This is a genomic window from Pseudomonas sp. D5(2026), from assembly GCF_057766845.1.
On the sequence record NZ_CM173421.1, the window covers coordinates 2375638 to 2395225 of the forward strand.

Sequence of the window (19588 nt, forward strand, 5' to 3'; positions counted from 1 at the left end):
TGCGTGTAGGAGCGGGCTTGCCCGCGAAGAGGCCAGCCAAGCCAGTACATGACCCCATTCAATGGAGAGAGGCCTGCCGCCGCTCCCCTAAAGGCGACAGCCCGAAGAACCGGCTATAACTCTTGGAGAAATGCGCAGGCGAACTGAAGCCGCAAGCCAGCGCTACCTCACGTACTTGCACGTCACTGCGCAGCAGTAACTCCCGCGCCCTCGACAGCCGAAGCTCCAGGTAATACTGGCTGGGCGTGCGCTGCAGGTACTTGTGGAACAGCCGCTCCAGTTGGCGCACGGTCACTTCGTTGAGGCTGGCCAGTTCCTCCAACCCCAGCGGTTCCTCCAGATTGGCCTCCATGATCGCCACCACCTGGCTCAGTTTGGGCTGAGCGCTGCCGAGCAGGGTGCGCAGCGGCACACGCTGGCGCTCACGCTCACCGCGTACGCGGTCGCACAGCAACAGCTCGGCGGCCTTGGCCGCGATGTCCTGGCCGCCCGTGTCCCGGGCCACCAGTTGCAGCATCATGTCCATGGCCGCCACGCCACCTGAGCAGGTGTAACGGTCACGGTCCAGTTCGAATAGCTGGCTGGAGATCACGATACCGGGGAAGTGCGCCTGCAACGTCGGCAGGTCTTCCCAGTGGATGGTGCAGCGGTAACCCTTGAGTAATTCGGCCTTGGCCAGCAGGTAGCTACCAGTGCAGATACCGCCCAGTGGCAAGCGCTGGCGGGCCAGTTGGCGCAACCAGTCGATCAGAGGGCGGTTGCTACGGCTTCGGTCGATCGGGTTGGCGCCGACCACCAGCAAGGCATCCAGCGCGGGGGCGTTGGCGATGTTGTAATCGGGCAGCACGCGCATGCCGTTGCTGGCCACCACCGGCGCGTCGTCTGCGGCGATCAGCACACTGCGATACAGTGGCTTGCGCGCGGCCAGGTTGGCCATGCGCAGGGTCTCCACCGCGGACGCAAGGCCGATGGTGGTGAAATTGGGCAAAATCAGGAAGCCAAAGGTCTTTGCCGAACAACCCTTTACAATAGACGGCGATAGGTTTGCAGAAGCGGGGTGGACCATTGCGCTGTTCCTGTGCAAGCTGAGGCCTGGTTGGTCAGGGGCAGTGAGAAAGCAGAGCCTCGCGTGGTTCTTGTTGTTATGTGTCGTTGCGGGGTCGATCATACACCCCGGATGCAGCGGCCAGGAATGGCCCCGCCGGCTGGCAGGGCCGACAGTGATTGCACAGAGAAGGTGAGCGTCAGTGAACCCCGAATCCATGCTGGCGGGCTTGTCAGGCTACGCCATGCCCCCCGAAGCGATACAGGTGCTGCCCGATGCCAAGGCTTACCGCGCGTGCCTGTTCGAGCGCATCCGTACGGCGACTCGGCGCATCGTTATTGTCGCGCTGTACCTGCAAGAGGACGAGGCTGGCCAGGAAGTGCTGGATGCCTTGTACCAGGCCAAGGCCGCGCGGCCAGGCCTGGAGATCACCATCGTGGTCGACTGGTTCCGCGCCAGGCGAGGGCTGCTGGGGGGCGGGCGTCAGCCGGGCAATGCTGCCTGGTACCAGGCCCAGCGCCAGTTGCGCGGGCTGGATATCGCCATCCATGGCGTGCCAGTGCAGACCCGCGAACTGTTCGGGGTGTTGCACCTCAAAGGCAGCATCATCGACGATTGCGTGATCTACACCGGTGCCAGTCTGAACAACGTCTACCTGCACCGTTTCGACCGCTATCGCCTGGATCGCTACCACCTGTTCCAGTCATCGGCACTGGCTGATGCCATGGTCGGCCTGGTGCAGCGTTTGCTGCACCACACCGCCACACCGCGCCTCGACCTGCCGGCGCCACCTTCTACCCGCAGCTTGCGCGGCGACATTCGGCGCTTGCGCGCACGGCTGCGGCGCATGGCCTACGAGGTACCGGCCTGCGTGACGGGGCAGGGCCTGCAGGTGATCCCGCTGTTGGGTGTGGGCCGTGGCAATCCACTGAACCGGGCGCTGTGCGCCTTGCTGGCAGTGGCGCGCACGCAGATCATCATCAGTACGCCGTACTTCAACCCGCCGCAGGTCGTGATGCGCGAACTTGACCACGCCCTGGCGCGAGGGGTTGGGGTGGAACTGATTGTCGGTGACCGTACCGCCAACGACTTCTACATCGCCCCTGGCGAACCGTTCAGTGCCAGTGGTGCATTGCCCTATCTGTATGAGGACAACCTGCGCGCCTTCGCCCGCCGCCGCCACGCCGCGATTGCCAGTGGCCAGCTGCAAGTACGCATCTGGAACGATCCCGGGCATACCTTCCATGCCAAGGGCGTGTGGATCGATCAGCGTTATTCGCTGCTGACCGGCAACAACCTGAACCCGCGCGGGTTCAACCTGGACCTTGAGAACGGCTTGCTGATCGACGACCCGCAGGGGCAATGGCTGGCGCCACGGGAAGCGGAGTTGAGCGAACTGCGGCGCTTTGCGCCGAGAATCGGTTCGGCAGAGGCGCTGGGGGAGAAGGCCGAACATCCCAAGCAAGTGCGCAAGTTTCTGCGTCGGTTGCGCTATAGCCGGTTGGAACCGTTGATCAAGCGGGTGCTCTGACGTCGCCTGTACTGGCCCTGTCGCCGGCAAGCTAGCCACAGGGCCAGAGTGGTGCGCACCGTGCATTGATGTCATTATGATATTGTTGCCCACGGCCCTTTTCAGGGGCTGGATTACAATGTGCAGGCAACCGTGCAAGGCCCCTCTGAACGTGATCACGATCGCATACAGTCGGGCCTTTTCCCGTTAACCAGACAGGCCAATGCGTATATGGCGTTAGATCCACCCACGATGCTGACTATTTCAGTCGCTTTGGCCGCTGCGGCCGCCTTGTACCTGGCGATTGAATGGCGCAGTGTGCGCGAAACCTCGTTGCTTTACTGGAGTGCGGGTTTCGCCACGATTACGGTTGGTAGCACCCTGGCATTGTTGCGCGGGATCGGTTTGCTGTTCATCGGTATCTGGTTCGCCAATGGCTTGCTGGTGGTGGCCCACGTTTTTTTCCTGATCGGCGTGCTGCGCTTCACCCAGGAGCGCTTGTCACGCGCCTGGCTGATGATCGTGGTGGTCTGGTTCGCCTTGCTGCTGCTGCCCGTGGGCCCGCAGTGGTCGAAGGTGATGTTGATGGTCAACTCGTTGTTGGTGGCCTCGCTGACGCTCAAGGCCAGTTTCCTGCTGCGGCCACATGGCAAATCGCTGAGTGTCGGCGCCGTGCAACTGCGCTACGTGCTGCTGATCCATGGGCTGTTCTATGTGGCCAAGGCGGCCATCGCGATCACGCCAGGCACGCTGATTGACCTGGCGACCTTTGGCGGGCTGATCATTCAGGTTTCGCTGGTGGAAGGCGCGATGGCGATCATGCTGATTGCCTTGTCGATGACCGGCACCGTACGTTACCGGCGTGAAGAGCGCATTGCCCGGCTGGCAGCCCGTGACCCGCTGACTGCGCTGTACAACCGGCGTGCGCTGGAGGTGCGGGCGGGGCATTTCTTCAAGGACGTGAGCCCGGCGCAGCCCGGGGCATTGCTATTGATCGACATCGACAACTTCAAACTGGTCAACGACCTGCATGGGCATATAGCCGGTGACCGATTGCTGATTGCCTTGAGCGAGATGATTCGTACGGCGCTGCCCGAGCGCTCGCTGGCGGCGCGTTTGGGCGGGGATGAGTTCGTCATCTTGCTGGGTGGCGCGAGCAGTGAACGGGTCATGGAACTGGGAAGTGGGCTGCGTGAGCAGTTCCAGCATTACGCCGACAAGACCGTGCCTACGCCCCAGGCGGTTACCTTGAGCATTGGTGCCAACGTGTTCGATCAGCCGCCGGCGAGCCTGGCGGCGTTGATCGAGCAGGGGGATGTGGCGTTGTACCAATCCAAACGTGGGGGGCGCGACAGCATTCGGTTTTTCGAGCGGGCGATGGTTGAACTCCGCCAGTGAGCGAACCACCTGGGTGGCTGAGCTTTCATGAAACCCATGTGGGTGGTCCGTACAGGCGCTCCTGTCACCCGGCCCCCGCGTTTGACGGGCATCCATGCCCGTCGTCAGCAAAGCGGAGTGGTCAGGTCGCCACCTGATAGCACGGCACATACTCCGCGCCACCGGGCAGCTTCATCCGGTGCTGGTCGACGAATGCCTGCAGCAGCCGGCCCAGTGGGTCCAGTACGGCGCTGTCGCCGTGGATCTGATACGGCCCGTGTTCCTCGATCAGGCGGATGCCTTTGTCCTTGACGTTGCCTGCGACAATGCCGGAAAACGCCCGGCGCAGGTTGGCCGCCAGTTCATGGGGCGGCAGCTCGCGGCGCAAGTCCAGGTCGGCCATGGCCTGGTGGGTCGGGTCGAACGGTCGCTGGAAGCTCTCCTCGATCTTCAGCAGCCAGTTGAAGTGGAAGGCATCGTTGCGTTCGCGGCGGAACTGCTTGACCGCTTTGAGGCCGTCGACCATGTGCCGGGCGACTTCCGCCGGGTCGTCGATGATGATTTCGTACAGGCGATGGGCGGCCTCACCCAAAGTGGCGCCGACGAAAGCGTGCAACTGTTGCAGATAAGGCTCGGCGCTGCGCGGGCCGGTGAGCACTACCGGGAACGGCAGGTCGTGGTTGTCCGGGTGCATGAGGATGCCCAGCAGGTACAGGAACTCCTCCGCTGTGCCGGCACCGCCCGGGAAGATGATGATGCCGTGGCCGACACGCACGAAGGCCTCCAGGCGCTTCTCGATGTCTGGCAGGATCACCAGTTCGTTGACGATTGGGTTGGGCGCCTCGGCGGCGATGATGCCGGGCTCGGTCAGGCCCAGGTAGCGGCTGCCATGCATGCGTTGCTTGGCATGGGCGATGGTGGCGCCCTTCATCGGGCCTTTCATCACGCCCGGGCCGCAGCCGGTGCAGACATCCAGCTTGCGCAGGCCCAGTTCGTGGCCGACCTTCTTGGTGTACTGGTATTCTTCGGTGCTGATCGAGTGGCCGCCCCAACACACCACCATCTTCGGCTCCACGCCCGGGCGCAAGGTGCGCGCGTTGCGCAGCAGGTGGAAAACGTAATCGGTGATGCCCTGGGAGCTTTCCAGGTCGATGCGCTGGCTGGCCAGCTCGCTTTCGGTGTAGACGATGTCGCGCAAGGCGCTGAACAGCATTTCACGGGTGCTGGCGATCATTTCGCCATCGACGAAGGCGTCGGCCGGGGCATTGAGCAGCTCCAGGCGCACGCCGCGGTCCTGTTGGTGGATACGCACCTCGAAGTCCTTGTAGGCCTCAAGGATGGTCTTGGCATTGTCGACATGGGCGCCGGTGTTGAGGATTGCCAGGGCGCACTGGCGGAACAGCGTGTAAAGGCTACCGGTACCGACTTCACTCAGTTGTTGCACTTCACGTTGTGACAGCGTTTCCAGGCTGCCTTTGGGGCTGACGGATGCATTGATGACATGGCGTTGAGGCATCTAAGTCTTTCCTGTGCGGGTAAAACATCCTTCTTTGACACCACCATACCGAGAAATGTGGGCGGCAACGAGGGGGGCGTGGAAAAACCTTGAGACCGAGCTGCCTGCTTCGCGGGTAAACCCGCTCCTACAGGGGCCTTGCCGTCTTCAGGGCAGCACCCACCTGTAGGAGCGGGTTTACCCGCGAAGCAGCCGACTCGGTCTCCAGTCAGCTCAACAGCTTCTGCACCCCCAGGGTAATCGCCAGCCCCCCGCCAACCAGCCACAGGTTAAGGATCGCCCCGGTGGCCAGCGCCCGTGGCCCGGCCTGGCGAATCTGGCTGAAGCGCGTTTCCATTCCCAGTGCGGTCATGGCCATGGTCAAGGCAAAGGTGTCCAGGCTGTTAACTGCCTGGGTCACGCTGCCAGGCAGCACGTGTAGCGAATTCACCAGGACCAGTGCCAGGAAGCCGAAAGCGAACCAGGGCATGGCAATGCGCCCGTTGCCCTGCGCCTGGCCAGCCTTGCGCGAACGGCTGATCCACAGGCCCACCACCAGCAGTACAGGTACCAGCAGCATGACCCGGGTCATCTTGACGATGGTGGCGACGTGCGTGGCTTCGGGGCTGACATTGCTGGCCGCGCCTACCACCTGAGCCACTTCGTGGACAGTGCCGCCCAGCAACAGCCCGGCGCCCATGGTATCCAGATGCAGCCAGCCGGCATTGATCGCCAGTGGGTAAAGGAACATGGACAAGGTACCGAACAGCACCACGCTTCCGACTGCCATGGCGCTTTTATGGGGGGCGCTGCGCAGCGCCGATTCGAATGCCAGCACGGCGGCAGCGCCGCAGATGGCGCTGCCGGCGGCGGTCAGCAAGGCGGTATCGCGGTCGAGCTTGAACACTTTCATGCCACACCACAGGCCGATCAGCAGGGTACTGGTGACGACCAGCACCGACACGACCAGCCCCGACCAGCCGACTTCGGCAATTTCCTGCAGGCTTACCCGCAAACCAAAGAACGCCACGGCAATGCGCAACAGGCCGCGAGCGGAAAAATTGATACCTGCTGCCCAGCTTGCCGGTACGCCGTCACGCAGCGCGTTGCCATACAAGGCACCTGCGACAATACCCACGATCAGCGGGCTGATGCCCAGGTTGGCGATAGCGGGCATGGCCGCCAGTTGCGTGACTGCGACCGCGAACAGCGCGACGAACAGGATGCCATTGAGCCGCCCTCGGGTGGAGAGGGTAGGGGCAAAGGCGGGGTTGGACGGAACCGTGGCCATGTGAGTCCTCCGGAAAAGGTGTTTCGACAAGGCCTACGTTAATCTGGTTATAAGCTTATAAAAAATCGTAATTTAGGATGGCAAATATCCGCTTAGCTGATATTTTTGAATCATGACCCCAGAACAGCTGATAACATTCGCCACGGTTGCCGAGCACGGCAACATCAGCCATGCGGCTCAAGCCCTGCACCTGTCGCAGCCGGCAGTGTCCGGCCAGCTCAAGCTCTTGCAAGAGGCGTTTGGCGAACCCCTTTACCAACGCGCCGGCCGCGGTGTGCGGCTGACTGCGGCCGGTGAGCAGTTGCTGGCGCATGCCGAGCGCCTGCGCGAAACCTTCCGCCAGGCCCAGGCGCTGCGCGAGGCCATGCGCGGGCTGGAGCGCGGCACCTTGCGCATCGGCGCCAGTACCACGCCCGCCAGTTACCTGCTGCCTTACCTGATCGCCGACTTTCACGGGCGTTATCCGGATGTGCTGGTCAGCACCTCGCATGGCAATACGGCGGAGATTGTCGCCGCCCTGGACAGTGTCGATATCGCCCTGATCGAGGGGCCGCCCGGGCAGGAGTTGCCGTTGGGTACGCAAGTCACGCCGTGGCGCGAGGACGAGATCGTGGCGATTGTGCCCCGTGGGCATCCCTTGGCAGGCAGTGACCAGCAGATGCTGGCGGCGCTCGGCGATTACCCGTTGGTACTGCGTGAAAGCGGCTCGGGCGTGCGACAGATTGTCGAGCGGGCGTTTGCCCGTGAAGGCGTGGCGATGCGTGTGGCGCTGGAGATTGCTGGCGTTGAGGGGGTAAAAGAGGCGGTCCGGGCCGGGATGGGCGTTGGCTTTGTTTCGGCGATGTCCATTCGTCACGAAGATGGGGTGCTGCACCGGCTGCAGGTTGCGCCGCAGGCGTTGGTGCGGCGCTTTTCCATTCTGTTGCCGCATGCGGCTACGCCTTCGCGGGCTGCCTCGCGGTTTCTTGAATTGTGTGTTGCCATGCAGGAGGTGGGTTGATTGTACTGGTCTCTCTGCGGGTGTGCCTGTGAAGAGACCAGTACAGACACCCTCAATTCAACTGAAAGACGTGTTTCAGATAGGCAACGAAATTCTCATCCCGGCACTGTGTCTTGCCCGGGCTGTCGGAAATCTTCGCAACCGGCGCCCCGTTGCAGTCGGTCATCTTGATCACGATGTTCATCGGTTCCACCCCCGGTATGTCGCAGGTCAGCCGGGTGCCAATGCCGAAGCTCACATTGATCCGATTATGCAACGCCCGGTATAGCCCCAGTGCCTTGGCAAAATCCAACCCGTCGGAAAAGATCAGGGTTTTGCCTTTCGGGTCGATCCCCAGCCGTTCATAGTGGGCAATGGCCTTTTCCGCCCAGGCCAGCGGGTCGCCCGAATCATGTCGCAAGCCGTCGAATAGCTTGGCGAAGTACAGGTCGAAATCGCCGAGGAACGCGTCCATGGTAATGCAGTCGGTCAGGGCGATGCCCAGCAGCCCCCGGTACTCCCGCACCCAGCATTCCAGCGCGGCGGCTTGGCTATCGACCAGACGCGGGCCGAGCTGCTGGTGGGCCATGAACCATTCGTGGGCCATGGTGCCAAGCGGCCTGAGTTCGAATTCGCGAGCCAGGTGAACATTGCTGGTGCCGACAAATCGGCCCGGAAAGTCGTGCTTGAGGATGTGCACCACCTCTTCCTGCACCCGGTAGGAGAAACGCCGCCGGGTACCGAAGTCTGCCAGCTGGAAGCCAGCCAGCTCATCGGCGCTGGCCTCGGCCTTCAACCAGTCAAGCTTCTGGTACAGCCGTTCGCCGACCTGTTCGAGCATCACCTCACGATAACGGTAGCGGTTGCGCACCTCGCTGATGATCGCCAGCAGCGGGATTTCGTAGAGGATCACGTGCAACCATGGCCCACGCACGCGGATTGCCAGTTGCCCGGCGCCGTCCAGCCCCACCTGCACATAGCGCAGGTTGAAACGGAACAAGCTGAGAAAGCGAATGAAGTCCGGTTTCAGGAACGGGATCTTCTCCAGATAGGCCAACTGGTCGTGGGTGACCGTGACCTCGGCCAGTTGTTCTATCTGGTAGCGGATCTCCGCCAGGTAAGGGGACAGGTCTTCGTCATTGCGGCAACGGAACTCCCATTCCACTTCGGCATTGGGGTAGTTGTGCAGCACCGCCTGCATCATGGTGATCTTGTAGAAGTCGGTGTCCAGCAGGTTCTGGATAATGCGTGGGCCGAAAACACTATTGCTCATGGGCGGTCTTCCTTGATCAGGGCAAGCTGGTGGTCGAGGGCGGCCTCGTCGCCGCAGAGGATCACGCCCTCGGCGGCCAGGGCGCCGCACGCCTCAATGGCGCCGGCCTGGGTCAGCGCGCGGCAGGCTGGCAGGTACAGCAGTACCTGGAAGCCGGCCTGGCGCAGCTGGCGGGCGGTGGTCTTGACGCAGTAGTCCAGGGCCAGACCGCCGACGATCACTGCACCTACCTGCTGCACCTTGAGGTACTCGATCACCCCGGTGGAACGGCGTTCGGCGAGGTCGTGGTAGCAGGCGCCGTATGGGTGAAGATCGGGTTCGACCCCCTTCCACACGAAATAGTCGTAGTCGATAGGGGCGGGCAGGCCGGGTAGCAGTTCGAAGCCCGGGGTGCCGGGGACGCAGTGGCTGACCCAGGTAAGGTCGGCGTTGGCCAGTTGCAGCGGCTGCAGCATGTGTGCAGGGTCGGTGACCACCCACGCGGCGTTGGCCGGGTGGGCATCCTTGCTGCCCAGGCGCAGGTCGGCGCGCAATGCCATGGTATTCAGGTCAACCGCAATTTCATCGCCTTCGGGAACAGGAAGCTCCTGCGGCGCGTTGGAGGTGAAGCCGTTCTGCGCGTCGACATCGAAACTGGCGATCTTCATGGCGATTCTCCTTGCTGGAATGCCAATATAATTCATCTGGTGCTATAAGTATGTCAAGTGTTCTAGATAGCGGGTTCAATGGTTGATTTACTTAGTGGCTCTGGTGGATTATTGGCTCACTGAACAAGGAGTAGCCCGGTGAGTACAGTTGAAGTCCTGACCAGCGTCGATATCGTGGCCCTGCGTCTGGCCCCTGATGCGCAGCATCTGCAGGTATTGTTGCACCGTCGTGAGCGCGACCCCCATGCCGGCCAGTGGGCCTTGCCCGGTGTGATCGTCAACGGCCGTACCCCTGACATCAGCCTGGAAGCTGCTGCCGAACGCGCGCTGCGCGAGAAAGCGCAGGTTGTGCCTTGCTACATGGAACAGGTGGGCACCGAGGGCAATGCCTTCCGTGATCCGCGCGGCTGGTCGCTCAGCACCTATTACCTGGTCTTGCTGGACCCGGGGGAGGTCGTCCAGTGTGAGCAATTGGCGTTTTTCGACTTGGACAGCGTATTGGCGCGCAAGGTGCTCTTGCCGTTCGACCATAACCTGCTGGTGGAGCGCGCCCGCGATCGGTTGGCGGCAAAGACGGTGTACAGCAGCTTGCCGCTGTATCTGCTGGCAGAGAAGTTCACGGTGCTGGACGCATTAGGCGCGATGCAGGCGTGTTTGGGGCAGGCGGTGAATAACACCTCGCTGCGCAAACGCCTGGAGCGCTTGCGCGAGCTGGGGTGGGTGAGGGACACCGGGGAGAAGAACCAACCGAAGCTGGGTAGGCCGCAGCAGCTGTATCAGTACACACCGCAGGGTGGCCGGGCGTTCATGTTTGATCGCAGCTTGTTGCCGGAAGGAGGCCTATAGCGTCCGTAGGATCGCCGACTCGACCGGATGAGCTGATAAAAATGTCCGTGTCGAGCAGGTTGAGCGTCAGCACCAACGGGTCAAAAACCCGATACGCTCACGCTAATTGTTATGGTATAACATATTTTACTTAAGGCAGACGCAGATCTTGCCTCCTCTATCTGTGCGCCAACATATTCAACCCCGCCTCAGGAACCTCCATGCGATTCACCCCAGCCTCGTTTGCCATCTTTACGGCAATGTTCACACCTGAAGTCCTCGCCGAACAGACCGGTACCTCCACCATCGTCCTCGGTGAAGTGAATATCACCCAAACGGCCGGTACAGCCTTGAGCACTGAAAATGTGCTCACGTCGGTCGACGTCCTGGGCGGCGACCAGGTGCGAGACAAAAATGTGATGAACAGCTGGCAGTTGTTGGGGCAGATGCCGGGCATCCAGCTGACCGAAACGGGGCAAGGTGCCGAATCAGGCAAGGTCACTTTTCGCGCGTTCAATGGTGAGGGCTACATCAACGGCATCAAGACCCTGATCGACGGTGTGCCGAGCAACGTCAACAGTGGCAACCAGCGCTTCATCGATATGATCTTCCCGCTGGACATCGAGTACATCGAGGTGGTGCGCGGTACCAACGATCCGCGCTATGGGCTGCACAATATCGGCGGCAACATCAACTTCGCGACCCGCCAGGGGGGAAACTATGTCGATAGCCGTGTGACTTACGGCAGCTTCGATACGCGCGAAGTGCAGTTGGCGGTCGGGCACGAGGAGGGGAATTTCGCCCAGAACTATATCCTCGCCAAGCAAGACAGCAACGGTTACCGCGACCACAGCGAATCCAACAAATACACGCTCGGCGGCAAGTGGTTCGTCAGCAACGACGAACAAGACTTCCGTGTCGGCCTGATCGCTCGCCTTTACCACCACCAGGCCCAAGAGTCAGGTTTCCTCACCCGCGAACAACTGCGCGCCAGCCGCACCCAATCGCCGGCCAAGAACGCCAACGATGGTGACGACCGCGACATGAAGCAGTTGAGCCTGCACGCCGACTGGCAGCTTGACGACGACCTGAGTCTGAGCAGCAAGCTGTACTACAACAGCTACAACGATGATCGAACCATCACGTTCACCGATTACCAGCCCGGTAACGCGCCACGCCAGCGTCGGCAGTGGGATGAACAGCAGCGAGGGATGCTCAGCAACCTGACCTGGCGCGCTAACGATCTGCTGACGCTGGATGGCGGCGTCAACTATGAGGAGCAGGACAACCAGTACCGTCGCCTGCGCTACAACTACGGGATCCCGACCGATTTCGACGCCACGCCGGCACGTGTGCAGAACGACGACACTTACACCCTGCGCAATATTGGCGGTTATGTGCAGGCGGTCATTCAGCCGACCGACGCGCTGAAGATCATTCCTGCCATGCGCGTCGACAAGTTTTCGGGTAACAGCGAGACGCTCGGCGGCGTCAAGGCATCCCTGCAGGATTATGGCTGGATCCGCCAGCCGAAGCTGAGCGTAATTTACAGCCTCACGCCGGAGATCGACCTTTACGCCAACTGGGGGCGTACTTTCCAGATCCTTACGGGCTCTGGCGGGCCAGCTTATCGGGTGCCTGGGCAAGCCTCGTACGACCCGTCGATCAACACCGGCAAGGAAGTGGGCATCAAGTTTCAGCCATTCCCGGGCGCTCAGGCGCGGGTTGCGCTTTGGCAGCAGGACGCGACCGATGAAGTCGCGAACATGCCCAGCACTGGTACCACGGTCGGCCTTGGCGAAACACGCCGGCGTGGTGTGGACATGCAGATCAGTGCTCAGCTGGACGATCAATGGACGGTTTGGGCGTCCCACGCGATCCAGGAGGCCAAGGTGGTCAAGGCCTACGCTGCAAACGGCCAGTCATTGTCGGGCAAAGAGGTATTTTCCACTCCGCGCTACATCAGCAATGTGGGTGTCGACTACCGGTACAATGATGACTGGAAGTTCGGGGCGCAGGGGCGGGCGCAGGGCAGCTACTACATCGACGAGTTGAACGAGCAGGGTAAGTACGGCGGTTTTGTGGTCGTGGACGCCAGTGTCAGTTACCGTGTTACCTCGTCGACCAGCGTCGACCTGCAGGTTAAAAACCTGTTTGACCGTGAATACGAATACGTCTGGTACGACAACTTCTTCTGGGGAGGCAACGACCAGGCGATGTTCTCGCCGGCACCAGGCCGTTCAGCGTTCGTGTCGATAAACATGAGCCTTTGACAGGGCGGGTGCATTGGCAAGGAGCCTCTTGAGGGCGACACATATCGCCTTCAAGAGGTCTGCGGGATCAACAGGCCAGTGCAGCTTAAGCCACCGCTGCCAACTTGGCGCTGGTCTGCCGACGACGGTAGGCACTGTCACGGCTCGCCAGCCACCAGTACAGCGGCGAGGTGATCGCCAACCCTACCAGCCACGACAGGTCAGCCCCGTTGATGTGTTCGGAAATCGGCCCGACGTACAGCGGGGTGTTCATGAACGGTATCTGCACCACGATACCTACAGCGTAGGCGATCAGTGCCTGCGGGTTGTAGCGCCCGTAGATCCCACCATCGACCTGGAAGATCGACTGGATGTCGTAGTCGCCTTTGTGAATGGCGTAGAAGTCGATCAGGTTGATCGCCGTCCACGGCACCAGCACCACCAGCAGTACCAGCACCATGTCAACGAAATGGCCGATGAAGTCTGCCGAAGCGAACACTGCTACCACGCAGCAGGCCGACAGCACGATCAGCGACAACACTGCCCGGCTTTTGGCGGTGGGGATCCAGCGGTAGGCGAAGGTTTGCACCAGGGTGATGATCGACAGCACCGCGCCATACAGGTTGAGGGCGTTATGGCTGATCACGCTGAGCAGGAACAGCACCAGCATGATCGGGCCGAGCGTGCCGGTGGCAAGCTTGACCGCGTCCATGGTGTCCATGCCGGCCGGGATCGCCAGCACGGCCACGGCGCCGAAGATGAACGACAGGCTTGAACCCAGGGCCGAGCCCAGGTAGGTGGTCCAGAAGGTCGAGCTGACTTTTACATCTGCCGGCAGGTAGCGCGAGTAGTCCGACACATAGGGCGCAAAGGCGATTTGCCACAACGCCGCCAGCGACACGGTGGCCAGCCAGCCGGCCAGGTTGAAGCTGCCACGGGTGAGGAAATCGTCGCTCTGCACATGGGTGAAGATGTAGCCGAAGCCGACCACGATACCGATGCCCAGTACCCAAGTGCCAATGCGATTGAGTACGTGGATGAAGCGGTAGCCGATGATGCCGATGATGCCTGAGCCCAGCGCCCCGATGACGATGCCCACCGGTACCGGAACGGCGTCGACCACACCATGCAGTGACTTGCCGGCAAGGACGATGTTGGAAGCGAAGAAGCCGATGTACATGACGCCGGCGATCACCACCACCAGCAGCGCGCCGAGGGTGCCGAACTGGGCGCGGCTCTGGATCATCTGTGGAATGCCCATTTGCGGGCCCTGGGCCGAGTGCAGGGCCATCAGCACCCCGCCAACCAGGTGGCCGACAAGGATGGCGACGATGCCCCATACCAGGTTCAGGTGGAACAGTTGCACGCCCAGCGCGCCGGTGACGATGGGCAACGGCGCGATGTTGCCGCCGAACCAGAGCGTGAATAGATCCCTTACCTTTCCGTGGCGGTCTTGCGGGGGCACGTAGCCGATCGTGTGTTTTTCTATCAGGGGTGCCGAATTGGCTGCACTGGTCATGACTGACTCCAAGGCAAGGTAGGGCATTGGGAACTGCCCGGGGGCGTGCCGGCGGTGGGCGACGCGTTCTTGTTGGAGCGATGATGAGGGGCGCGGGGATAACGAGAAATTAGTAAATATGTACCCATAAACCTTAAAAAACCTAAGGCTGACAAAAGCTTAAGCGGGTGACGGTAGCAAGGAGAGTGCCAGCTGGCTGAAGGCCTTGGGTTAGAGGGGCGGCGGGTTGGCAACCGGATCACGGTGGGCTGGGTTGGTGCGATGTGCGCGTTTTCAGGGCAGATGAAAGGTTGCCTGCGCAGGCCTCTTCGCGGGTAAACCCGCTCCTACAGCAGGAGCGGGTTTACCCGCGAAGAGGCCTGCACAAGAGGAAACAGCTACATGGGTAACAACCGATCCTGAATCACTTCCTTCATCACCAAGGTCGAGCTCAAGCGTTTCACATTGGGGATACTGGTCAGATGCTCGTCATACAGCTTCTGAAACGCCGGCAGGTCCTTGGCCACCACATGCAGCAGGTAATCCGGGTCGCCGAACAGCCGCTGCGCTTCGACAATCTGCGGGATCTGCGCCAGTGCCGTTTCAAAGTCCGCCACCGGCTGACGGGTCACCTCGCGTAGCGTCACAAATACCAACGCGGCAAAGTTCAGCCCAAGGGCGCTCGGTGCCAGCCGTGCGTGATACCCCAGAATGGCTCCGGACTCTTCCAGTGTCTTCAAGCGCCGATGGCAGGGTGACAGGCTGAGCCCTACGCGGTCGGCCAGCTCGGTTACCGACAACCGTCCGTCTTTTTGCAGCTCGGCAAGGATTTTTCGATCAGTTCTGTCCATTGGGAAGAATCTTCCAATACATGAATGCTAAGGGGAAATATACGAAAGAAAATCCCCGAGCGAAATCCGTAATCTTTCGACATCCCAATGCAGTAGATAAGGAAGATTCAAGTGGCTATCAGTGTGCTGACGGCGTTCTGGGCTGTGTCGATGCTGTTCGTGATGACCCCGGGTGCAGACTGGGCTTATGCCATCTCGGCCGGCATGCGCGGGCGCTGGGTGATGCCAGCGGTGGCGGGGATGTTGTCGGGGCATTTCCTGGCCACGCTGGTGGTGGCGGCCGGGGTCGGCAGCCTGCTGGCTGGTCACCCGTTGGCGCTGACCTTGCTGACCCTGGCGGGGTGCACCTATTTGCTGTGGCTGGGCGGCAACCTGTTGCTCAGCCCGGCATTGCCGGCGGCCGGGCAGGGTGGGGCGGGGGAGTCTGGCTCGCGCTGGGCGTTGAAGGGGTTTTGCGTCAGCGGCCTGAACCCCAAGGTATTCCTGCTGTTCCTGGCCCTGCTGCCGCAGTTCACCGACCCGCAGTCGAGCTGGCCCGTGCCGTTGCAGATCTTGTTGCTGGGGCTGGTCCACCTGTGCAGTTCGCTGGTGATCTACACGCTGGTCGGCTATGGCGCCAGAGCTGTGCTCAGCACCCGGCCAGGAGCGGCAAAGCTGGTCGGGCGGGTGTCGGGGATGGCGATGATTACAGTTGCCCTGGGCTTGATAGTCGGGCAAATAAACTGATTTCGCGAGGCCGGGTTGGTTTCTCTTGGCAGTGTGGTTTTGAGCTTCGTGGCGCCGTTTATCGCCCATCGCGATGCAAGGTATCAGTGACCGAGTACTTTTCCGAGCACCTGGCACACCTGTTCTGCCGAGTAGGGTTTGGCCAGAAAGGTGAACCCTTGGTGCCCACCTTCGGCAATCGCCTCGCTGTAGCCCGAAGTAAGGATCACCGGCAACTGCGGGCGCTGGCGGCGAAGTTCGCGGGCCAGCGCCAGGCCACCCAAGCCGGGCATGACCACATCGGAAAACACCGCATCAAAATCACCTGCGGGGCTGGTCAACTGCGCCAGCGCCTCTTCCGCTGAGCGCGCATAGCTGACCCGGTAGCCGTGGTCCTCAAGGAACTGAGCCGTGAAGCTGCCCAGGTCGGCATTGTCTTCTACCACCAGTATCCGTCGCCGCTCGCCCTGTACCTGCGGCTGGCTGCCGGCCGAGGCGTCCTCGGGCGAGGCCGCAGGTGGGGCCTCTTGCGGCAGGTAGAGGGTAAAGGTGGTGCCCTGACCGGGGATGCTGTTCACCTGTACATCGCCCCCGGATTGCTTGGCGAAACCGAACACCTGCGACAACCCGAGCCCGGTACCTTCACCTGAGGCCTTGGTGGTGAAGAACGGGTCGAAGATGCGTTCCAGCAACTCGGTGGCAATACCGACTCCGTTGTCGCTCACCGATATCGCCGCGAACGGACCTGGTTGTGAAGGCTGACCGCGCAAGGCCGGCAGGCACTGGTCGGCCTGCAGGCGCAGCTGCAAGGTACCTTCGCCAGCCATGGCATCGCGGCCGTTGAGCATCAGGTTGATCACCGCGGTTTCCAACTGGCTGAGGTCGGCGCGGATGTGGCAGGGCGCTTGGGGTAGTTGCAGCTCGACCCGGATGCGCGCGCCAGTGACGGTGTCGAGCATGTCGGCCATGGCTTCCAGCCGTGGCCCGGCTTCGAACACCTGCGGGCTGAGGGCCTGGCGTCGGGCGAAGGCCAGTAGCTGGCCGGTCAGTTTGGCACCACGGTCGACCGTGTCGGACATGGTCTTGAGGTAGCGCTCGCGGCGCTCCTCGGCCAGGTTGGGGCGCTGCAGAAAGTGCAGCGACGAGCGAATGATGGTCAGCAGGTTATTGAAGTCGTGGGCTACGCCACCGGTCAGTTGGCCAATGGCTTCCAGCTTCTGGGCCTGGCGCAGCACGGCCTCGGTGTGCAGCAACTGAGTGGTGCGCTCTTCGACGCGATGTTCCAAGGTGGTGTTGAGCGCTTCAAGGGCCGCCATCGCTTCGCGCACTTCGGCATGGGCCTGGGCCCGCTGTATGTGCGCCCAGCATCGTTCGGTCACTTCCCTGATCAGTGTTTGCTCGTAGTCGGTCCATGCCCGGGGTACGCGGTCGTGAATCGCCATCAGCGCGGTCAGCCTGCCACCCTTGATCAGTGGCATGCAGATGGTGGCCGTAATGCCGATGGCCTGAAACGTCGCCGCCTCGTCAGTGGCCAGTTCGCGCAGGTTGTCGTTGATCACCAGGGCCAGGCCGCTGCGCAGGCGGCTGACTGCCAGGCGGCCGAAGTCATGCAGGTGATAGTGGCCCACCAGACGTGGTGAGCCGGGTGCCACCGCATCGCCGCAGATGGTGAAACCGTCCTCGTCGGGGTCCATCACCGCATAGGCGCAGCCGGACAGGCCGAGGTGCTCGACCAGCATGCGGGTGGTGATGGCCATGATCTGGTCCGGTTCGGCCGCCTCGGTAACGGCTCGCCCGAGGGTATCGAGAAAGTTCAGGCGTTGGTTGGTGACCACGCTGGCGGTGGTTTCGGTGACCGTGTCGAGCATACCCAGTATCTCGCCATCATGGCCGCGAATCGGGCTGTAGCAGAAGGTGAAATAGGCCCGCTCCAGGCCTCCGTTGCGGTCGATCATCAGCAGGAAGTCTTCGATGTACACCGCTTCACCGGCCAACGCACGGTCCGCCATGCTGCTGATTTCATCCCAGGCTTCGTGCCACACTTCGCGGAAGGGGATGCCCAAGGCCAGGGGCTTGCGACCGAGAATCGGGGTGAAGGCATCGTTGTACAGGGTGATCAAGTCCGGGCCCCACAGCACGGCCTGCGGAAAGTGCGAGGCCAGGCACAGAGCCATCGTGGTTTTCAGCGCGTCGGGCCAATGCTCCAGCGGGCCCAGGGGGGTGCTGGCCCAGTCGTGGTTGCGGATGCGTTCGGCCATTAGCCCGCCGCCGTCTAGCCATCTAGCCATGTGCTTTGCCGGTCCTCTGTCTCAAGGTCCTTAGGGTGCACCGAGAATAGACCGTTGGCGAGGCTTTTGTGATGGCCTGTGCCACTTGCACAAGCCTCTGCAACTGCGCGATCCGAGTGGGAGCAGGTTCACCCGCGAAGCGGCCGGACAGGCTAGCGGATGAAGTGCACCTTGCCGGTGTCATCATTGCCCATGTAAATGCCATACACCCCGGCTTGCCGCTCAAGGATGTAGCGCTCGAGAATTTGCCGGATGGCCGGGTAGTAGATCTCATCCCAGGGGATTTCATCCGGTTCGAAGAACTTGTACGCCAGCGTCTCCGGCCCGTACTGCCCGGTCTCTTCGGTGACGATGGCACGGAAGATGATGTACACCTCGCTGATCTTTGGCACGCTGAAGATCGAATACGGCGAGACGATGTCCGCACGTACGCCGCTTTCTTCCCATACCTCGCGCAGCGCCGCCTGTTCGGTGGTTTCGCCAGCCTCCATGAACCCGGCAGGCAAGGTCCAGGTGCCGGGGCGAGGGGGGATGGCGCGCTGGCACAGCAGGTACTTTCCATCGCGCTCGATGATGCAGCCGGCGATGATCTTGGGGTTGATGTAATGGATGTAGCCGCAGCCGGCGCAATGCAGGCGTTCGTGGGTATCGCCTGTGGGAATGCCCCGGGCCAGTTCCGTGGTGCAGTGCGGGCAGTAGCGCGGGGCATTGGGCATGATCAGCGACCTATGCGGGGTTCCTTCAGGGCCAGGGGTTCGACAATGTCGCGCACCTTGGCGTTGTCATCCTGCTTCTGGCGCAGGTAGTCCAGGGCCACTTTGGCGGCGGCGCGGACGTGGTCGACCGAGGCCTGGTGGGCCACCAGCGGGTCGCCGCCCTTGATGGCCTCGACGATCTTTTCCATTTCGCGGTTGCTGGCGCCACGGCGGTTTTCCTGCGATACCGAGGTGGCGCGCAGGTAGCTGATGCGGGCTTGCAACTGGCGCAACTGCTGGGCCGCCACCTGGTTGCCAGAGCCTTCCAGCAGCACATCGTAGAAACCTTGTACCGAATCCAGCACCTGTTGCAGCTCGCCTTCTTCCAGTGCCTCGCGGTTCACTTCCAGCGCACGTTCCAGCGCACGGATGTCCTTGGCTTTGGCGTTGAGGGTGAACAACTGCACGATCAGGCCTTCGAGCACACAGCGCAGCTCATAGATGTCACGCGCGTCTTCCAGGGTGATGATGGCCACGCGCGGGCCTTTGGCGTCGGCGAACTCGACCAGGCCTTCGGACTCCAGATGACGCAGCGCTTCGCGTACCGAAGTGCGGCTGACGCCGAGGCGGTCGCACAGGTCGCGCTCTACCAGGCGGTCGCCGGGCAGCAGGTGAAAGTTCATGATTGCGGTGCGCAGCTTGTCGAGCACGATTTCGCGCAGAGTAACGGGGTTGCGGTTGACCTTGAAGCTGTCGTCGAGTGGCTGGCGTTTCATCAGGTGCGCTCTTTATGAGGCTGTTGCGCCAACATCGCGGAATGCCCCGAACCGAGGCTTTCCATGCAGTGGTTCGAACAG

General features: G+C 61.8%; 16 protein-coding genes. 6 read left to right on the plus strand and 10 right to left on the minus strand.

Annotated elements, in window-relative coordinates; translation table 11 throughout:
- Positions 1 to 58: 58 nt before the first annotated feature.
- Positions 59 to 1066, minus strand: coding sequence for a transcriptional regulator CahA (gene cahR, locus AC3B5Q_RS10885; RefSeq protein ID WP_103444257.1), 1008 nt, complete (start codon positions 1064 to 1066; stop codon positions 59 to 61).
- A 181-nt stretch (positions 1067 to 1247) separates the two neighbouring features.
- On the opposite strand from cahR, the gene pssA reads away from it, so the two are divergent.
- Both pssA and AC3B5Q_RS10895 read left to right on the plus strand, forming a co-directional pair.
- Positions 1248 to 2576, plus strand: coding sequence for a CDP-diacylglycerol--serine O-phosphatidyltransferase (pssA, locus tag AC3B5Q_RS10890; RefSeq protein WP_021782043.1), 1329 nt, complete (start codon positions 1248 to 1250; stop codon positions 2574 to 2576).
- Positions 2577 to 2807: 231 nt separating this feature from the next.
- A complete protein-coding gene (locus tag AC3B5Q_RS10895) occupies positions 2808 to 3953 on the plus strand; it encodes a GGDEF domain-containing protein (RefSeq protein ID WP_488393086.1) in 1146 nt (381 codons plus the stop codon).
- 121 nt (positions 3954 to 4074) lie between these two features.
- On the opposite strand, the gene ppnN is transcribed toward AC3B5Q_RS10895, so the two are convergent.
- The gene (ppnN, locus tag AC3B5Q_RS10900) at positions 4075 to 5448 is read right to left on the minus strand and encodes a nucleotide 5'-monophosphate nucleosidase PpnN (protein ID WP_021782041.1); all 1374 of its coding nucleotides are present in this window, start codon (positions 5446 to 5448) and stop codon (positions 4075 to 4077) included.
- Positions 5449 to 5656: 208 nt separating this feature from the next.
- Entirely contained in the window at positions 5657 to 6718 is a 1062-nt protein-coding gene (locus AC3B5Q_RS10905; RefSeq protein WP_103444260.1) for a YeiH family protein, read from the minus strand.
- Positions 6719 to 6830: 112 nt separating this feature from the next.
- On the opposite strand from AC3B5Q_RS10905, the gene AC3B5Q_RS10910 reads away from it, so the two are divergent.
- Positions 6831 to 7718, plus strand: coding sequence for a LysR family transcriptional regulator (locus AC3B5Q_RS10910; RefSeq protein WP_021782039.1), 888 nt, complete (start codon positions 6831 to 6833; stop codon positions 7716 to 7718).
- 52 nt (positions 7719 to 7770) lie between these two features.
- Here AC3B5Q_RS10910 and pncB read toward each other — a convergent pair whose 3' ends face one another.
- Both pncB and AC3B5Q_RS10920 read right to left on the minus strand, forming a co-directional pair.
- Complete coding sequence (gene pncB / locus AC3B5Q_RS10915) at positions 7771 to 8970, minus strand: nicotinate phosphoribosyltransferase (protein WP_274102588.1); 1200 nt, start codon at positions 8968 to 8970, stop codon at positions 7771 to 7773.
- Positions 8967 to 9617, minus strand: a complete 651-nt coding sequence (locus tag AC3B5Q_RS10920) for an isochorismatase family protein (RefSeq protein WP_021782037.1) — start codon at positions 9615 to 9617, stop codon at positions 8967 to 8969. The genes pncB and AC3B5Q_RS10920 overlap by 4 nt, the downstream gene beginning before the upstream one ends.
- Positions 9618 to 9755: 138 nt before the next feature.
- Between AC3B5Q_RS10920 and AC3B5Q_RS10925 the strand changes: the two genes are divergently transcribed.
- Together AC3B5Q_RS10925 and AC3B5Q_RS10930 are read left to right on the plus strand one after the other, a co-directional pair.
- The gene (locus tag AC3B5Q_RS10925; protein ID WP_021782036.1) at positions 9756 to 10463 is read left to right on the plus strand and encodes an NUDIX hydrolase; all 708 of its coding nucleotides are present in this window, start codon (positions 9756 to 9758) and stop codon (positions 10461 to 10463) included.
- A gap of 200 nt (positions 10464 to 10663) precedes the next feature.
- Positions 10664 to 12715 carry a TonB-dependent receptor gene (locus AC3B5Q_RS10930; protein ID WP_021782035.1) on the plus strand — a complete coding sequence of 684 codons (2052 nt, stop codon included), beginning with the start codon at positions 10664 to 10666 and terminating at the stop codon, positions 12713 to 12715.
- 85 nt (positions 12716 to 12800) lie between these two features.
- Here the strand turns inward: AC3B5Q_RS10930 and AC3B5Q_RS10935 are convergent, their stop codons facing one another.
- Both AC3B5Q_RS10935 and AC3B5Q_RS10940 read right to left on the minus strand, forming a co-directional pair.
- On the minus strand, positions 12801 to 14213 hold the full coding sequence (locus tag AC3B5Q_RS10935) for a purine-cytosine permease family protein (protein WP_014590635.1): 1413 nt from the start codon (positions 14211 to 14213) through the stop codon (positions 12801 to 12803).
- A gap of 377 nt (positions 14214 to 14590) precedes the next feature.
- A complete protein-coding gene (locus AC3B5Q_RS10940) occupies positions 14591 to 15043 on the minus strand; it encodes an Lrp/AsnC family transcriptional regulator (RefSeq protein ID WP_014590636.1) in 453 nt (150 codons plus the stop codon).
- Positions 15044 to 15154: 111 nt separating this feature from the next.
- On the opposite strand from AC3B5Q_RS10940, the gene AC3B5Q_RS10945 reads away from it, so the two are divergent.
- Positions 15155 to 15769: a LysE family translocator gene (locus AC3B5Q_RS10945; RefSeq protein ID WP_021782034.1), complete on the plus strand. Its 615-nt coding sequence runs from the start codon at positions 15155 to 15157 to the stop codon at positions 15767 to 15769.
- An 83-nt stretch (positions 15770 to 15852) separates the two neighbouring features.
- Here the strand turns inward: AC3B5Q_RS10945 and AC3B5Q_RS10950 are convergent, their stop codons facing one another.
- The 3 genes from AC3B5Q_RS10950 to AC3B5Q_RS10960 all read right to left on the minus strand — a co-directional run bounded on the left by AC3B5Q_RS10950 (position 15853) and on the right by AC3B5Q_RS10960 (position 19507).
- A complete protein-coding gene (locus tag AC3B5Q_RS10950) occupies positions 15853 to 18036 on the minus strand; it encodes a GAF domain-containing hybrid sensor histidine kinase/response regulator (protein WP_031322000.1) in 2184 nt (727 codons plus the stop codon).
- A 152-nt stretch (positions 18037 to 18188) separates the two neighbouring features.
- Complete coding sequence (locus tag AC3B5Q_RS10955) at positions 18189 to 18752, minus strand: NUDIX hydrolase (protein ID WP_028697721.1); 564 nt, start codon at positions 18750 to 18752, stop codon at positions 18189 to 18191.
- A 2-nt stretch (positions 18753 to 18754) separates the two neighbouring features.
- Entirely contained in the window at positions 18755 to 19507 is a 753-nt protein-coding gene (locus tag AC3B5Q_RS10960; protein ID WP_010954490.1) for a GntR family transcriptional regulator, read from the minus strand.
- Between the last annotated feature and the right edge of the window lie 81 nt (positions 19508 to 19588).

Bases quoted from the DNA above. Each gene is read 5' to 3' on its own strand.
- cahR (WP_103444257.1), bottom strand. From the start codon at position 1,066: ATGGTCCACCCCGCTTCTGCAAACCTATCGCCGTCTATTGTAAAGGGT.
- AC3B5Q_RS10895 (WP_488393086.1), top strand. From the start codon at position 2,808: ATGCTGACTATTTCAGTCGCTTTGGCCGCTGCGGCCGCCTTGTACCTG.
- ppnN (WP_021782041.1), bottom strand. From the start codon at position 5,448: ATGCCTCAACGCCATGTCATCAATGCATCCGTCAGCCCCAAAGGCAGC.
- AC3B5Q_RS10905 (WP_103444260.1), bottom strand. From the start codon at position 6,718: ATGGCCACGGTTCCGTCCAACCCCGCCTTTGCCCCTACCCTCTCCACC.
- AC3B5Q_RS10910 (WP_021782039.1), top strand. From the start codon at position 6,831: ATGACCCCAGAACAGCTGATAACATTCGCCACGGTTGCCGAGCACGGC.
- pncB (WP_274102588.1), bottom strand. From the start codon at position 8,970: ATGAGCAATAGTGTTTTCGGCCCACGCATTATCCAGAACCTGCTGGAC.
- AC3B5Q_RS10920 (WP_021782037.1), bottom strand. From the start codon at position 9,617: ATGAAGATCGCCAGTTTCGATGTCGACGCGCAGAACGGCTTCACCTCC.
- AC3B5Q_RS10930 (WP_021782035.1), top strand. From the start codon at position 10,664: ATGCGATTCACCCCAGCCTCGTTTGCCATCTTTACGGCAATGTTCACA.
- AC3B5Q_RS10935 (WP_014590635.1), bottom strand. From the start codon at position 14,213: ATGACCAGTGCAGCCAATTCGGCACCCCTGATAGAAAAACACACGATC.
- AC3B5Q_RS10940 (WP_014590636.1), bottom strand. From the start codon at position 15,043: ATGGACAGAACTGATCGAAAAATCCTTGCCGAGCTGCAAAAAGACGGA.
- AC3B5Q_RS10950 (WP_031322000.1), bottom strand. From the start codon at position 18,036: ATGGCTAGATGGCTAGACGGCGGCGGGCTAATGGCCGAACGCATCCGC.
- AC3B5Q_RS10955 (WP_028697721.1), bottom strand. From the start codon at position 18,752: ATGCCCAATGCCCCGCGCTACTGCCCGCACTGCACCACGGAACTGGCC.
- AC3B5Q_RS10960 (WP_010954490.1), bottom strand. From the start codon at position 19,507: ATGAAACGCCAGCCACTCGACGACAGCTTCAAGGTCAACCGCAACCCC.